This is a genomic window from Mucilaginibacter sp., from assembly GCF_035492695.1.
GTDB lineage: Bacteria > Bacteroidota > Bacteroidia > Sphingobacteriales > Sphingobacteriaceae > Mucilaginibacter.
In genome coordinates this window covers 199,167-214,563 of sequence record NZ_DATJJC010000020.1, presented here as the reverse complement: position 1 = coordinate 214,563, position 15,397 = coordinate 199,167, and the positions used below count along the sequence as shown (strand labels likewise).

Genomic DNA, 15,397 nt, shown 5'->3' with positions numbered 1-15,397 from the left:
AATGAAAGCGTACCTGTTAACATCCATAAAATTGACCCTTATCCTGTTAATCATATTTTCAGTACTGTACCCACTCATAATTGCTGGTATCGGAAAGTTAGCGGCCGGAGGGGGTGATGGAGAAACCCTGAGCTATAAAGGCCGCGTGGTTGGCTTTGATAATGTGGGCCAGAAATTTACAAAGGATCAGTACTTCTGGTCGCGCCCATCAGCGGTGGATTACAACGCGGCCGGTTCGGGAGGCTCGAACAAAGGACCTTCTAATCCCGACTATCTGAACAAAGACGTACAGGGCCGTATCGATACTTTTTTGAAACACAATCCAACAGTTAAAAAAGAAGATATCCCGGCCGAGCTGGTTACTGCATCGGGTAGCGGTTTAGATCCCGATCTTTCGCCGGCAGGCGCTAAAATACAGGCAGCCCGGGTTGCCAAAGCCCGTGGTCTTTCAGAACAGCAAGTGTTGGCCCTGGTTGACACGCACACTGAAAAACCGTTGCTGGGATTATTCGGCCCGGCAAAAGTGAATGTGTTAAAGCTGAACATCGCATTAGACGAACTGAAAAAATAATACCTTAATACCTACTAAAATGAATAAAATACTGATAACGATTTGTCTTTTAACAGGGTTGGCATTGTCTTCAAATGCCCAGGATACTATCAAAACTACTCCGGATGCCCCGCTGGTTATATTCGGATCGGTGGATACTTACTGGAAAGCCGATTTCTCGGGTCATTCCAATATACCGACAAGTTTCGCCAGTGATCATAATTCGGTATCTATCGGTATGCTCGACCTGGGTCTGAAGAAAAAAGCCGGCAAGGCATCATTTGTGGGCGAACTCGCATTTGGGCCAAGGGGACAATATCAATCTACCCCGAATGGCGACGGTAACTTCCTTAATGTCAATAATTCTTTCCATATACAAAACCTGTATGTGTCCTATGATATGACGGAAAAATTCAACTTATCGGCAGGTTATATGGCCACTTTTGTGGGCTATGAGGTAGTTTCGCCGGTCAGCAATTTTAATTACTCCACATCATACCTGTTCACTTATGGCCCCTTCCAAAATGCCGGTTTTAAAGCTACCTACACCTTTTCGAATAAAGTAAGCTTGATGGCGGGGATATTCAATAACTATTGGAACGCTTATTCATCATACGCGACCCAGGGTAATACAACCACATCGGGCGATGTATCAACTTTTGGTGCACAACTGATGATTATGCCGGTGAAAGGCTGGACCGCTTATATGAATATACTAACAGGCTCCTATTCGGGAACAGAATTCGATCTGACGACGGCATATCAAATAACGGATGCATTTAAACTGGGATTGAATGCCGCAACCTTCTCGGCGCCAAACAACGGCGGCGGCTTTAGCGGACTTGCGTTATACCCGCAAATAGCTGCATCCAAAATGGTTAGCCTTGGTGTAAGAGGCGAGTATTTCAAGCTGAAAAACGACGGGGGAAATGTAACTGATATCACTTTCACCTCAAACATCAAGGCGGGTAATATCACTTTGATCCCCGAGATCAGGTTTGATAATAAGAATAATGTATTCCCGGCAACATTTGTTGACAGCGACGGTATTTCAACCAATCACGCGGCACAGTTCCTGATTGCGGCTGTTTACGCGTTTTAATAATGATATAAAAGATAAGCATGAGGTATATTTATAATTATTGTTTGGTTTGATTGATATCCATGCGCAAAGAAGGTGCATGCACCTCTTTTTAAAAGTTAAATGAGATAACGGCCCGGGGACAGGCCAACCAATTATGAAAGAAGAAAACAATAAAGAGTCGGTACAGCATTTCCTCGAACTCATCAAAAGATCAAGACGGGGGAAGTTCAAGATCTACATTGGCATGAGCGCCGGAGTGGGCAAAAGCTACCGTATGCTGATGGAGGCCCAGGCATTAATGCGGAATGGCATTGATGTTAAGATAGGTTATATAGAAACGCACAAGCGTAAAGAAACCGAGGCGCTGCTTGAGGGATTACCCGTAATACCAAGGCGAAAATTGTTTTATAAAGGGAAGGAACTGGAAGAAATGGACCTGAAGGCCATTATCAGCCTGAGACCCGAGGTTGTGATTGTTGACGAGCTGGCGCATTCCAATATTGAAGGCAGTAAAAACGAAAAACGCTGGCAGGATGTGATGGATATATTGAACGCGGGTATAAACGTAATCAGTGCCGTGAATATCCAGCACCTGGAAAGCATCAACGAAGAGGTGGAACGCATCACCGGTGCCACCATCAACGAACGCATACCCGACAAGGTGCTGCAAATGGCCGATGAGGTAGTAAACATCGACCTGACGGCCGACGAATTGATAGAAAGGCTGAAAGAAGGAAAGATATACGACGAAAAGAAAATACAAACGGCGCTGAGCAATTTTTTCCAGGCCGAACGGATTTTGCAATTGCGCGAACTGGCCCTTAAAGAAGTAGCGCATCAGCTGGAGCGAAAGATAGACACGGAAATACCAAAAAACATTAAGCTGCGCCCCGAGCTGTTCCTGGCGTGTATAAGCACCAATGATGCTTCGGCTAAGATAATTGTACGTAAAACGGCACGCCTGGCGTCGTACTATCGTTCTAAATGGTTTGTATTGTATGTTCAGACCTCGCACGAAAGCGCCGATAAGATCAACCTGGCATCGCAGCGGCACCTGATCAATAACATGAAAAACGCCACGCAGATGGGCGCCGAAGTACTGAAAATAAAAAGCGATAATATTGCCAAAACAATTTGGGAAACGGCTGATAAATACGACATTACAACCATTTGCATAGGCAAACCCCGGTTCAAATTTTACCAGCTGGTAATGAAAACGGCGGTATTTACCCAACTGCTTAATAAAATGTCGAAAACGGATATAGATTTAGTAATACTATCATGACCATAAAAAATAAACTCCGCGCCGGCTTCGGCTTTCTTTTTCTGCTGGCGGTTATTTGCTGTGGATCGTCGATTTACTACCTGAGCCGGCTATCTGCAGACGCAAGCGTTATTTTAAAGGATAACTACATTACCTTGAAATATGCGCGCAACATCGGCAATGCTTTGGATCAGAATGAGTCGGGGCTTGACAAACAACAAATAAAGATCATCGAAACAAACCTTGCCAGCCAGCAGCGCAATATCACTGAACCCGGAGAGCAACAGTTGACGGATTCCCTTAGCTCCAAATACCAGCAGCTTAAACAGGCAGGCAACGATGCAAGGAAACAGTCGGTACTGCGGGTCCAATTACGGCAGTTACTATTTGGTGTCATGCAACTCAACATGACTGCTATAGAACATAAGAACGCGGTTGCAAAGGAAACAGCCCGTAGCGCAACTATATTAGTGGCGCTTATCGGTTCGTTCCTGTTCCTGGTAGCTTTCAGTTTTATTATCAATTATCCGGGCTATATCGCCAACCCTATCCTTGAACTGACTGCGAGGATCAAGGAAATATCCCGTAAAAATTATCACCAGCGCCTCGAATTCAAATCGAACGACGAATTTGGTGAGCTGGCGCAGGCGTTCAACACGATGACCTACCAGTTAAACGAATATGAGAACAGCAACCTGGCCAGCATTATGTTCGAAAAAAAGCGTATCGAGACCATCATCAACTCGATGCACGATGCCATTATCGGGCTGGATGAAAAATCGTTCATCATATTTGTTAACAGGGTTGCCTGTACGCTGATCGGGATATCCGAATTAAACCTGATAGGCCGCTATGCGCCGGATGTGGCGCTTGAGAATGACCTGCTCCGCAACTTACTGGTAACGGACCAGAACAAGATGAAGATATATGCCGATAACCGGGAAAGCTACTATTCGAAAGAGATGTTATCGGTAGATACCAGGAATAAAGTGATCGGCAAGGTGATCATTTTGAAGAACATTACCGAATACCAGCAGCTTGATGAGGCTAAAACAAATTTTATCGCCACCGTTTCGCACGAATTAAAGACGCCGATATCGTCCATCAAAATGAGCCTTAAATTACTGGAGGATGAACGCATAGGCGCCGTAAATTCCGAACAAAAGCAATTGCTTGAAAACATTGACGATGATACGCGGCGCTTACTCCAGATCACGGGCGAATTGCTGGATCTGTCGCAGGTTGAAACCGGAAAGCTGCACCTGAACTTTGGCAATGCACATCCCAAAAATATAGTGGATTATGCAGTTAAGGCAGTAAAGTTTACAGGCGAACAAAAGCAGGTTAGCATCAGCGTACAATGTGACGACAGCCTGCCTGAAGTTCGGGCCGACCTGGATAAAACAACCTGGGTGCTTATCAATCTGCTATCGAATGCCATTAAATATAGCCACGAAAAGTCGGTTGTCGACCTGGTGGTAAAAAAGGTAAAGAACGGTGATGTAGAATTCTCCGTTACCGACCATGGACAGGGTATAGAACACCAGTACCTGTCGCGGATATTTGAGAGGTACTTTAAAGTACCCGGCTCAAAGGCTGAACAAACCGGAACAGGGCTCGGCCTGGCAATAGCCAAGGATTTTATAGAAGCGCAATCGGGCAAGATCGGTGTCGAAAGCGACCTGGGCGAGGGCAGCCGGTTTTATTTTACATTGAAGAAAGCTGAATAGTAACTCCCAAAAATATCCCGGTCTATCGATCAGGCATTACCAAATTTTTTGGTTAGCCACCGCCTTACCGGTTCATCATACAGCTTAAGACATGCATAGGCCAAAGCAATGCTCACGACAACTAAACCGAAGCCCACAAGCATTCCTTTAGTTCTCAGCGGTATTTTATTATTTACCACCCAGGCCGTGTAAATATAGATAAGCGGGTAATGTGTAATGTATAACGGGTAGGAGATATCGCCCAGGAACTTGCATATTCTCTCCGATTTCTTTGTATGTAATATCCCGCCGGCCCCTATGGAAACGATCAGCGGGAACATCAGGATCACACAGGCTGCATCATAAATACCGTTCATCCAAAGCGAATGCTCGTCGCCTATACGGGGTATGCTCAACACAATTACGATGAGCAGGCTGCACCACCAAAAGGCATTTTTTAAATGGATAAGCTTACCAACGCGCGAAAGCAGAACACCTGCAAAAAAGGGGTAAAGCACCCTGGTAAAGCCCACAAAAAGCCCGGGGCCATTTAACGACCATCCGCCGATCAGGTCGCCCTGCGGGCCGAAAAGCAGGTAGCCGATCATCATCATTGCCGCCAGCGATACGAAAACCGAAAGCACCGGTTTAGAAAAGCGGCGCACGATAACAGCATAAAGGATATTAGCAATATATTCAAAAAACAACGACCAGGCCGGTCCGTCCAGCGGGTGCATTTCCTGCCATCCGCGTATATCCATCGAAATAGGAACGGGTATCAGCGTGGCACCCACAACCATTAACAGCAACATCTGCCATACCGGTGTTCCGGCAATGTTAGGAAAAGCCGGGCTAACCTGGAAGTAAAACAGCGCCGCGCCGATAACCGACCCCATTACCACCATGGGCTGCAGACGTATGAGCCTGCGTTTGTAAAAACCCCATTGGGTTAATTTACCCCAGCGGTCGTCATACGCGTAGGCAACAACAAAGCCCGATAATAGAAAAAAGAAATCGACCGCAAGGTAACCGTGATTGATGATCTGTATAAAGCGGTTGCCGCCGGTAAAAGTTTCAAATACGTGAAAAATGATAACCAGTACGGAAGCCACGCCGCGCAGGCCGTCCAGGATGGGGTAATGCGGCTTGGTAGCCAATGAATTGTGATGCATAAAAAGGGTTTACTCAGCCAATATAATGATAAACTTTATTGATTTTCCTGATGTGTCAAAAAAACACAATAAGCTATACCATGAGCGCCCCAATTGCGTGATGGGTTAAAAAAATAGATTTCTCAACGGAATAGGTTATGTTTGAAGCTGCTTTATTATAAACCGGATGCATCAAACCAATACCGTAAAAACCCCGGTCGGGCGCATACTTATAGCCAGTCTTATCGGCACGATGATCGAATATTTTGATTTTTACATCTACGCCACCGCGGCAGTGCTTGTGTTCCCTAAATTGTTTTTCCCGGCTGGCAATCCTGCTTCGGCCACACTAGAGTCGCTGGGCACGTTCGCCCTGGCATTTTTTGCCCGCCCGCTTGGTGCTGCGTTGTTCGGGCATTTCGGCGACCGGAAAGGCCGCAAAGCTACATTGGTAGCCGCGTTAATGACGATGGGTCCCTCCACCGTGGCGATAGGGCTGTTGCCGGGCTATAATTCGATAGGCATAGCGGCCCCCATTCTGTTATCCCTGTTCCGGTTTGGGCAGGGCCTTGGCCTTGGCGGCGAATGGGGCGGCGCTGTATTGCTCGCAACGGAAAACGCACCATCGGGAAAAAAAGCGTGGTATGGCATGTTCCCACAACTGGGCGCACCCCTGGGCTTTTTGCTTTCGAGCGCCACATTCCTTTTGCTCAGCAAAACGATGAACGATCATGATTTTTTAAGTTTCGGCTGGCGGATTCCTTTTATTGCCAGTTCCCTGCTGGTTGGTGTCGGATTATACGTCCGCTTAAAAATTTCTGAAACTCCCGATTTTGTAAAAATCATTGAAAAAAACACCCGTGTAAAACTACCGGTTGCTGATGTTTTTAAGAAGCATACACGAACCATAATTCTGGGTACCCTGGCCACTATGACCATGTTCCTGTTATTTTACCTGATGACGGTGTTTACGCTAAGCTGGGGAACATCGGCCCTGCATTATACGCGTACCGGTTTCCTTATCGCGCAAATGGCCTCTGTGCTGGCGTTCGGGCTTGGTATCCCGATATCATCGTTTCTTGCCGATAGGTACGGGCGCGGCCTAATCCTACTACTGGCAACTGCCGCTATATTCCTGTTCGGCCTGTTCTTTTCTTCGTTATTCGGCACGGGTAACTGGCCGGTCACCGTTGGGTTCCTTGTTTTGGGTATGTTTTTGATGGGACTTACCTATGGGCCTATTGGTACCGCTCTTGCCGGTATTTTCCCGGCATCGGTGCGTTATACAGGGTCCTCGCTGTGCTTTACCCTTGCGGGCATCTTAGGGGCGTCGCTCACCCCCGCGTTGGCCACCAAACTGGCAACAGACTATGGTGTCAGCTATGTGGGTTACTATTTATCACTGGCGGCAGCCATAACTTTCCTGGCATTGCTGGCCGCACGGGGGTTAATGAAAAACAACGACTTTATACAGTCTTAGCTTCTCCGGCAAAAGGTAAAAAGTTATCGTTAACAAACAGCCCCGAAACATAAAAGCAAACCTGCAATCCTTTTTGCTTCCGGATTGTTTCGTAAGTTAGTTTTAATATGAGGCATCTATTTTTGGTTATAAAACGGTTTTTAGGCATTCACTTTAACCTTCAAAAGGGCAAGGCGGATGAATCGGTCATTGTTGATAATATACGGAACAACACCGAGTTTACCGGCGTTAATTTGTGGGCGCTGATCTTCGCCATCTTTATCGCCAGCATTGGATTGAATGTCAATTCTACCGCAGTAATAATTGGCGCCATGCTGATCTCGCCGATTATGGGCCCTGTAATGGGAATAGGATTGGGCGTGGGTATTAACGAACTTCCATTAGTTAAAAAAGGGGCCAAAAACCTGCTGATTGCAACGGTTATCGGTATACTTGCTTCTACCCTATATTTTTTGATAAGCCCCCTTCACGATGCCAAATCGGAATTACTGGCAAGAACATCCCCCTCGATATGGGATGTTTTTATTGCTTTTTTTGGTGGGGGTGCAGGCATGGTAGCCGCTTCGCGAACCGAAAAAAGTAATGTCATACCCGGCGTTGCGATAGCCACCGCTTTAATGCCGCCTTTATGTACTGCAGGGTTTGGCCTGGCAACCAATAACTGGCTGTATTTTTTTGGCGCCATTTATCTTTATTTTATCAATAGCGTATTTATTGCCATAGCCACTTACCTGGTATCAAGGTATTTAAAAATGAAACGCCACCAGTTTGATGATACGGAGAATAAAAAAAAGGCCACTACCTATATCATCATCATCGTAGTGATAACTATTATACCGAGCATTTTCATGGCGTACCGCATTGTTCAGAAGAGCTTTTTTGAAACCAGCGCACAGAAATTTGTCGACGAACAGTTTGTTTATCCAAACACTCAGGTTGTATCAAAAATATATAGCTACAAAGGCAAAGAAAAGTTTATTGAGGTACTTTTGATAGGTAACCAGTTGAATACAAAAACTATTGATTCGTTGAAAGCGAACCTGAAGCAATATCATTTGGACGGTGTGCGTTTAATTGTACGGCAGGGTTTGGATGCCCGGCACCAGGTAGACCTTTCACAGATCAGGGCCAGCATTCTCGAAGACGTTTTTAATAAAATACCAAAGCCTGATACTATAAAAGAACTAATGGCGACAACTATTAAGATCGACTCGGCTGTATTTAAAGAATTAAAAATTTTGTATCCGGGAATAAAGTCTTTCGGGGTAAATCAAACTTTAATTCAAAACGCCGACACGACCCGGCGCGACACACTTAAAATAGCGATCGCAGCCTTTAAAAACCGTATCCGTAAAGCCGACGAAGAAAAGTTACAGGAATGGCTCAGGACAAGGTATCAATCCGCCTCGCTTAAACTGGTTGTTCAGTAATAAAATAGCTGCGGCTGATTATCAGGCTGGGTCTTGCCTGAACAACTCACTGAATTGTTCATAAATTTCAGGATGTTTATGCTTAAGCTGTCCGGGTTTTTCAAAGAAGTACTCTGCTGCAACCGCCAAAAATTCCGCTTCGCTGGTTAGTGCATAAGGATTAATATCAGATTTTCCGGTTTGGATACGATGCATTTCTTTGTGCATCATTTTAAGCCACGGTATCACATATTCATGTGTCATTAAATTTTCAACAATGCCATCGGTTGCACCGTCCGATTTATCAAGCAGATGAACGAATTCATGAATTGCGGTATTCGCCTTTCCTGAAGAGCCGGAAAAACCTTTTTCGAGCGCTGCGCGCGACAGCAGCATTTGCCCATTCATGTACCCCGAACCAACCATCCCCAATATATTCCGATTTTCGCCTTCAAACCTAAAATCGTTGTCAAAGGTGTCGGGATATAAGATCACATTGGTGAGATTTTTATATTTCCAATCTCCAAAACCAAAGACGGGGATTATTGCGCCCGATGCTATCAGCACCCTGTCAGCATCGGTTATCGCAGTTCCAACTCCTTCAACATTTACATGCTGTAAAAAATCCACAACAAGCTTTTCAAATCTTTGCTTCTCCTGTTCATTCAGCTTTTGGTAATAATCGATACGATCATTAAGTAACGAGCGATAAGTTTCAGTATTCGTTTCATCAGGCATTGTTTCATCCTTCGCTTTACGGAGAAGAAAAAATGTGATCAGAATTGTCAGCAGCAAAGCAAATAAAATATACATATCTATTACATCTTAACCGTAGCGCTGTAAGTGATCATCATCAATTATCGAAGTGCCCGATATCACAACTTCTTTGCGCGGTTCGCAATAAATTGCCGTTGAAAACACCAGTTAAAAATCTGTACTTATTCCCAATAAATATGGGAAACCAATATTAGTGAACATTTATCTCTAAACTTAAAATATCATGTCGAAACCGCATATTTTAATTCTCGGCTGCAACTTTGCCGGACTTACAACTGCAAGATATATTCATGCCAGGGTTAAAGACAAGGCGTCGATCACTATCATCGACCGTAAATCGCTGCTTACTTTTGTGCCAAATATTCCACTCCAGGTATTAGCGAATGTCAATCCGGCTTTAGACCTGCAATTCAAGTTTATGTCGTTTTTGGAGCATGACGGAAGTGAATTTATACAGGCAGAAGTTATTACTGTCGATCCCGAAACCAATACAGTGATTTATCAGCCAAACGAGCGCCCGGGCCACCCTGTCCGCGAGATCAGTTACGATTACCTTGTAGTTGCATTGGGCAACCGGCTGGCTTATGATAGGATAGATGGTTTCAATGAGTACGGTCATAGCGTGACAGATGTTTTCCTTGGTAATCGATTAAGAAACTATTTGCATAAGGATTACAAAGGCGGACCAATTGTGATCACCTCGGACATTTTTCACCAGGGCAAAAGCGATAAATTACCCGCCGGTTTGCCGGTGGCTCTTACAGCCTGCGAAGGGCCACCGGTTGAGCTATCATTTTCCATAGCTCACTGGCTCGAAAAAAACAAAAAGGGGAATGCATCTACCATTTTCCTATCGACACCGGCAAAGGTGATCGCTGAAGATGCCGGCGAAACCATTTTGAATCAATTATTGCCAATGATGCAAGGTATGGGCTATAATTACAAGGCAAATACGCTGGGGATAAAAAGGGTTTATGACGATGGGATCGAATTTATTGATGGTACAACACAGGAGGCTGAAGTTGCTATACTTTTTCCCGACTGGCAGGCACATTCGTTTCTGAAAAACTTACCTTTTACAGACGACCAGGGTTTTGTAGTGACCGATCTGTATATGCGCAATCCCGATTACCCTAACATATTTGCCGTGGGCGATGCTGCTTCAATAACGGTGCCTAAAATAGGTTCGTTAGGGCATATGGAGGCTGAGGTATTAGCCGATACGCTGGGCCGGGAGTTGGGGGCATTTAAAGGGGAGGTGAAACCGGTGGAATTTGAGATACTATGTATGGGCGATATGGGTGGAATAAAGGGATTTTACATGCGCACAAACGAATGGTGGGGAGGTACAGAGAGCCATTTAGAAATGGGCATAACACCGCACGCGTTGAAAATGGGTTTCAAACAAATGTACTACACCCTGGGCGGAAAAATACCGCATTGGGGTTTACCTGTAAGCGAATTGGTTGGAGACAATACCGTTATTTAGCAAATCGACCTTATTCGCCATACTTCATCACAGCTTTAAACACCTGGGCGCGGATGGGGTTTACATTGTAATACTGCTTGCCGTCAATAAGTCCCATTTGCTCGCGGTTGATGAGTAATATAACCGATACTTTTTGTGACGGCACCACCGCTATGCTGGTACCGGTGAAACCGGTATGGCCAAAGCTGCCTTCGGGCGCATCCTTCATAAAAGAGTTTTCGGGGTCCATCATCCATCCCAGGCCGTTCTTAAACTTGTCTTTGGTCAAAAAGGTGCTGATAGTGTTTTCGGCGATGAATTGCCTACCATCAACCAGCCCTTTGTTCATCAGCATATCCACCAGTTTTTGCAGGTCGTCAATTGTCGAGAACAATCCCGCTGCCCCGGCTACGCCCTTTTCTGCATACCAGGCATTGCCGTCGCTTACCTCTCCCTTTACCACGTAATGTCGCCAGCCGTTCCACTGGTCGTGCTTAATTTCTTTAAACTGGAAACCGAGGGCCGGGTCATAAACCATTCTTTTTTCGTAAGGGTTACCGGGCGAAGTTGCGGCTATTTTATAGTGCTGATTTTTCTTGAGCGGGTTAAACATGGTGTGCCGCATACCCAGCGGGATAAAAATATTCTGCTCCTCAAACTGGTCGAGCGGCAACCCTGATACTTTTTCAATGATCTCGCCGAGCACAGTAAAGCCGAGGTCGCTGTAATGGCGCCCCTCACCAACCGGGAACGCAAGCGGCAGCTCACCTATCAGCTTAAATGTCTCCTGCTTGTTATGAGCCCTATAGTACATTGGGTACCATTCGTAAATCCCGGCGGTGTGAGTCAGCAGGTTGCGAATAGTGATAGCAGCTTTATCCGGCGTACCGAATGCTTTTACATACTTACCCACCGGGTCGTCAATATGTACCAACCCCCTGTCTACCAATAACATCATCGAGGTTGTTGTGCCAACCATTTTGGTGAGCGATGCAATGTCAAAAAGATGCTCTGTGGTCATTTGCTCCGGGTGCGCCAGGGGCCGAAGTTCATAGTCGAGCTTTTGGGCATAACCGTAAGCTTGCTTATAAATCATGTCGTCACCCTTTTTAACTTCGATGACCGCCCCTGGGATCTTATTATCATTTACCTGGCTTTGGATAATGCTGTCGATCTGATGAATAAGCATCGTCCTGGCATTACCGGCCATTTGGGCGTCAGCAAAATTTGAAACACAGGCTGAGCCCGTGAAAATGATGAAAAAGAAAATTGTTTTAATTTTTAGCATGATCTATAACCCGGTTTTATAATCAACAATTGGCCCAACAGTCTTCCGCATTAAAAGTTCAGTAAACCCCTTTCTGACAAAATCCTTCAGTTCGCCAACCAATTCAAATCCAAATTTGGTATAAAGCCTTATTGCGTCTTTATTGAACGAACTGACGCAAATAAAAATATTTGGCGAATACTTCGAAATGCGGTCCTCGCAAAATTCAAGAATTTTGGTTCCGTATCCAAGCCCCCTGTACGCTGCGCCAATGCAAATAGTTTGTATATATCCTTTAAACGTCCCCTGCGTTTGCATGATGACAAACCCCATTATTCCAGCCTCACTTTTTAATACAAATACTTCCTTAAACGGGCCGTCGAATGCCTTTAGGCACTGGTTGTAATCTAAACCCAATTTCAGCCACGGATCGGCTGCCGCCATCATGCTTGCGCACGTGGCAAAGTCATCCGGAACCGATGTTAGCTGCATATTATCAGGCGACATTGGTTTTCTTTTTTATAACTATCAAAAATAAAATGGTAAGCAAAGCATTTACCAGGATGTTCATAAACCCAAGGTCAAACTGAAACTGAGCCATGAATAATAAATTCAAAACCCAGGTTACAGCCGCCGCGCCAACACAAGCCAGGGGAACCCATTTTTCTTTTAGCCGGATATCCGAAAAAAGACCCGTCAGATATAACCCCAAAATAGGCCCATAAGTATATCCCGCTATTTTGAAGATCGTATTGATAATAGCACCCTCGCTACTCCAGAAAGCCATCACAATAATAAACATAGCCACGTTAACCCCGAACAGCACCATATTCTTTATTTTCTTTTTACCGGCAGGCGATTTCGTTTCGATGTTCATAAAATCGTAGCTAAACGCGGTTGTTAGCGCAGCAATACATGCATCTATACTGGCAAAGGTCGATGCCACAACGCCTATAAAAAATGCTATCGCCCCAATTTTTCCAAAATAGTTCAACGTAAGAAAGGGATACAATCCATCAGTATCAGTAAACTGCCCATTTTTTGCGCTAAGATGTATACCGTGCCGTTCGGCAAACAGGTAAAGTAAAACTCCCAAACCCAAGAACAATGTTTGGGCGGCTGCTATGAAAAAGCTGAAAGTCAATACATTTCTTTTGGCTCCGCTGACATTATTAATGGTCAATGTTTTTTGCATCATGCTCTGGTCAAGACCGACCAGCGCTACAGTGATCAAAACTCCCGAAATAAACTGCTTAAAAAAATTCGACCCTGAATGGGTATCCCAATCAAATAATTTTGTGTAGGGATGATGGGCGATAGCGCCAACCATCCCTGTAAATGACAGGCCCAGCGAATTTTTAATGGTAATGATTGAAACTATCATCACGGTGATTAAAAAGAGCGACTGCAGGGCATCCGTCCAAACTATGGTTTTGATGCCAGATTTATTAGTGTATAGCCAAATGAGAACCAATACAATAATGATAGTAAGGTAATAGGGAATGTGTAGTCCATCAAAAAAAGCATATTGCAAAATTTTAACGGACAAAAGCAAGCGTAAAGCAGCCCCAAAGGACTGCGAAACCAAAAAGAACAGGGAGCCGGTTTTATAAGTGACGTTGCCAAAACGGATATTGAGATAGGTATAAATTGATACCAGTTTAAGTTTATAATAAATGGGCGTGAGTACGAAAGCAATAAAAATGTAGCCTACAATAGTGCCCAGGATAAACTGGAAATAGTACAGGTTATTGTTACCGACATTACCAGGAATGGAGACCAGCGAAACAGCCGATATGCCGGAACCTATCATCCCAAAAGCCACCAGGAACCAGGGGGAGGACCGATCGCCATCAAAAAAGCTATTGGCCTTATTATGCCTTGATGTTAACCGCGCGATAAGCATCAGCAGGCTAAAGTAGGCCAGGATAATAAAAAGGATCAATGAAGCACTCATGCAAGCGGTTTATTGTAAAGGCTGCTGGCTAAAGGTAGTAAAAATCAGCAATCACACTTATTAAGCCGACACACTAAGCCTGGCCTTATTTAATTCCAGGTCGGCTATGAATGCGTCTATTTGATCTTTAGACATACCAGGCATACAAATGATATGGGCCCATTCCTTCCCGGACGCCAATTGCCATTTTTTTACAAGCTCAACGTCGGGCTTAGGTAAATTAACAGTTAGCGCAGATGGATTCCGCCACACCAACGGTTCTACTGGTTTTAACATTGCTTCGGCATAATCAGCAACATCCAGGCAATCCTTTGTGCGCTGCCTTAAGCCTTCGGTACCTAATTTACTGATGGTATACCAGAGGAATAAAGGCGTGAGCCCGTTTCGTGAGCCCGATATGGTTGTATCGAGCGAACCGATATAATCAATGGATCTCGCTATGCGGTCGCGGTGATTTTTTTTGGCGATGACCATACCGCACGGGATAGGCGACCCGAAGAATTTATGCCCGCTGATGGCAATGCTATCGGCGCCGTCGGCAAAATCGAAAGCGGGTCTGGGTTCAATAAAAGCCGCATAGCTTCCGGCGAGCGCCCCGTCGACATGGATATAATGATGCTGGATTGCGAGATCTTTAAATATGGCTTTCATTTTCCCGACATCATCCCGCGCCTCGGTCATAGTTGTTCCAATATTGGCCAAAATGATCACCGGCATCTGCCTGTTTATGCTGATCGTTTTTTCGAGGTCATCGTAATCTATTTCCCCGCTGGCCTGCGACCTGATGGCGATATTTGGCATGTTGAGCAGGTGCAAATTTTTCTGCACACTATAATGGGTAGCTTCCGAATAATAAACTATGGCCTTTGGATACAGCTCACGGGCCAGGTACAAGCCGTAAAGGTTGCCCTCGGAGCCACCATTCGTTACGTATCCCCACCAATTATCCTCCTCAGCCCTGAAAAGGCGTGAAAAGAAAGCGATCACCTCTTTTTCCAGTTCCCGCGACCCCACGGTATAAGTTGAGGGGATAAAAGGGTCGCCCACATTGTTCATTGGATATTTTAGAAAAGGGAACAGCTCACTATAATCAAAATCTTTTGATACGGGGTAACCCATCGTCATGGCCGACTTTGAACTGATCTCGTCCAGTAAATCTTTTAATACCCGGCTGATGTTATTTGTCATTTGTGGCATTTCCGTTATGGTGGAAGAATCGATGATCCAAAACAGAACTTTATCTTGTAAAATTATCCGCTCTTTTACCGAAAACTAAGGAGT

General features: G+C 45.0%; 13 protein-coding genes. 7 read left to right on the top strand and 6 right to left on the bottom strand.

Annotation, left to right across the window (positions count from 1 at the left end):
* The first annotated feature begins 1 nt into the window (after position 1).
* From VL525_RS13865 to VL525_RS13850, 4 genes are all read left to right on the top strand, one after another.
* Positions 2-571: a K(+)-transporting ATPase subunit C gene (locus VL525_RS13865; RefSeq protein ID WP_325387589.1), complete on the top strand. Its 570-nt coding sequence runs from the start codon at positions 2-4 to the stop codon at positions 569-571.
* Between the two features lie 19 nt (positions 572-590).
* Positions 591-1,652, top strand: a complete 1,062-nt coding sequence (locus VL525_RS13860; protein ID WP_325387587.1) for a porin — start codon at positions 591-593, stop codon at positions 1,650-1,652.
* Between the two features lie 136 nt (positions 1,653-1,788).
* Positions 1,789-2,919 (top strand): sensor protein KdpD, encoded by a 1,131-nt coding sequence (locus VL525_RS13855; protein WP_325387585.1) that lies wholly within the window; start codon positions 1,789-1,791, stop codon positions 2,917-2,919.
* A complete protein-coding gene (locus tag VL525_RS13850; protein WP_325387583.1) occupies positions 2,916-4,628 on the top strand; it encodes a HAMP domain-containing sensor histidine kinase in 1,713 nt (570 codons plus the stop codon). The genes VL525_RS13855 and VL525_RS13850 overlap by 4 nt, the downstream gene beginning before the upstream one ends.
* A gap of 29 nt (positions 4,629-4,657) precedes the next feature.
* Here the strand turns inward: VL525_RS13850 and VL525_RS13845 are convergent, their stop codons facing one another.
* Positions 4,658-5,779 (bottom strand): acyltransferase, encoded by a 1,122-nt coding sequence (locus VL525_RS13845; protein ID WP_325387581.1) that lies wholly within the window; start codon positions 5,777-5,779, stop codon positions 4,658-4,660.
* Positions 5,780-5,945: 166 nt separating this feature from the next.
* Here VL525_RS13845 and VL525_RS13840 point away from each other — a divergent pair, with 166 nt between their 5' ends.
* Positions 5,946-7,238, top strand: a complete 1,293-nt coding sequence (locus VL525_RS13840) for an MFS transporter (RefSeq protein WP_325387579.1) — start codon at positions 5,946-5,948, stop codon at positions 7,236-7,238.
* A 107-nt stretch (positions 7,239-7,345) separates the two neighbouring features.
* The gene (locus VL525_RS13835; RefSeq protein WP_325387577.1) at positions 7,346-8,668 is read left to right on the top strand and encodes a DUF389 domain-containing protein; all 1,323 of its coding nucleotides are present in this window, start codon (positions 7,346-7,348) and stop codon (positions 8,666-8,668) included.
* A gap of 21 nt (positions 8,669-8,689) precedes the next feature.
* Here the strand turns inward: VL525_RS13835 and VL525_RS13830 are convergent, their stop codons facing one another.
* Positions 8,690-9,460: a M90 family metallopeptidase gene (locus VL525_RS13830; RefSeq protein WP_325387575.1), complete on the bottom strand. Its 771-nt coding sequence runs from the start codon at positions 9,458-9,460 to the stop codon at positions 8,690-8,692.
* A 187-nt stretch (positions 9,461-9,647) separates the two neighbouring features.
* On the opposite strand from VL525_RS13830, the gene VL525_RS13825 reads away from it, so the two are divergent.
* The gene (locus tag VL525_RS13825) at positions 9,648-10,913 is read left to right on the top strand and encodes an NAD(P)/FAD-dependent oxidoreductase (RefSeq protein ID WP_325387573.1); all 1,266 of its coding nucleotides are present in this window, start codon (positions 9,648-9,650) and stop codon (positions 10,911-10,913) included.
* Positions 10,914-10,923: 10 nt separating this feature from the next.
* Here the strand turns inward: VL525_RS13825 and VL525_RS13820 are convergent, their stop codons facing one another.
* The 4 genes from VL525_RS13820 to VL525_RS13805 are packed head-to-tail and all read right to left on the bottom strand — an operon-like array spanning position 10,924 to position 15,304.
* Positions 10,924-12,180, bottom strand: a complete 1,257-nt coding sequence (locus VL525_RS13820; RefSeq protein ID WP_325387571.1) for a serine hydrolase domain-containing protein — start codon at positions 12,178-12,180, stop codon at positions 10,924-10,926.
* A gap of 3 nt (positions 12,181-12,183) precedes the next feature.
* A complete protein-coding gene (locus VL525_RS13815) occupies positions 12,184-12,666 on the bottom strand; it encodes an N-acetyltransferase (RefSeq protein ID WP_325387569.1) in 483 nt (160 codons plus the stop codon).
* A complete protein-coding gene (locus tag VL525_RS13810) occupies positions 12,656-14,116 on the bottom strand; it encodes a sodium:solute symporter (RefSeq protein WP_325387567.1) in 1,461 nt (486 codons plus the stop codon). Before VL525_RS13810 ends, VL525_RS13815 begins: the two co-directional genes overlap by 11 nt.
* Before the next feature lie 60 nt (positions 14,117-14,176).
* Entirely contained in the window at positions 14,177-15,304 is a 1,128-nt protein-coding gene (locus VL525_RS13805; RefSeq protein WP_325387565.1) for a histidine decarboxylase, read from the bottom strand.
* Between the last annotated feature and the right edge of the window lie 93 nt (positions 15,305-15,397).

Coding starts and splice junctions, on each gene's coding strand:
- VL525_RS13830 (WP_325387575.1), bottom strand. CDS start 9,460: ATGTATATTTTATTTGCTTTGCTGCTGACAATTCTGATCACATTTTTT.
- VL525_RS13840 (WP_325387579.1), top strand. CDS start 5,946: ATGCATCAAACCAATACCGTAAAAACCCCGGTCGGGCGCATACTTATA.
- VL525_RS13815 (WP_325387569.1), bottom strand. CDS start 12,666: ATGTCGCCTGATAATATGCAGCTAACATCGGTTCCGGATGACTTTGCC.
- VL525_RS13835 (WP_325387577.1), top strand. CDS start 7,346: ATGAGGCATCTATTTTTGGTTATAAAACGGTTTTTAGGCATTCACTTT.
- VL525_RS13865 (WP_325387589.1), top strand. CDS start 2: ATGAAAGCGTACCTGTTAACATCCATAAAATTGACCCTTATCCTGTTA.
- VL525_RS13825 (WP_325387573.1), top strand. CDS start 9,648: ATGTCGAAACCGCATATTTTAATTCTCGGCTGCAACTTTGCCGGACTT.
- VL525_RS13850 (WP_325387583.1), top strand. CDS start 2,916: ATGACCATAAAAAATAAACTCCGCGCCGGCTTCGGCTTTCTTTTTCTG.
- VL525_RS13810 (WP_325387567.1), bottom strand. CDS start 14,116: ATGAGTGCTTCATTGATCCTTTTTATTATCCTGGCCTACTTTAGCCTG.
- VL525_RS13805 (WP_325387565.1), bottom strand. CDS start 15,304: ATGACAAATAACATCAGCCGGGTATTAAAAGATTTACTGGACGAGATC.
- VL525_RS13860 (WP_325387587.1), top strand. CDS start 591: ATGAATAAAATACTGATAACGATTTGTCTTTTAACAGGGTTGGCATTG.
- VL525_RS13855 (WP_325387585.1), top strand. CDS start 1,789: ATGAAAGAAGAAAACAATAAAGAGTCGGTACAGCATTTCCTCGAACTC.
- VL525_RS13845 (WP_325387581.1), bottom strand. CDS start 5,779: ATGCATCACAATTCATTGGCTACCAAGCCGCATTACCCCATCCTGGAC.
- VL525_RS13820 (WP_325387571.1), bottom strand. CDS start 12,180: ATGCTAAAAATTAAAACAATTTTCTTTTTCATCATTTTCACGGGCTCA.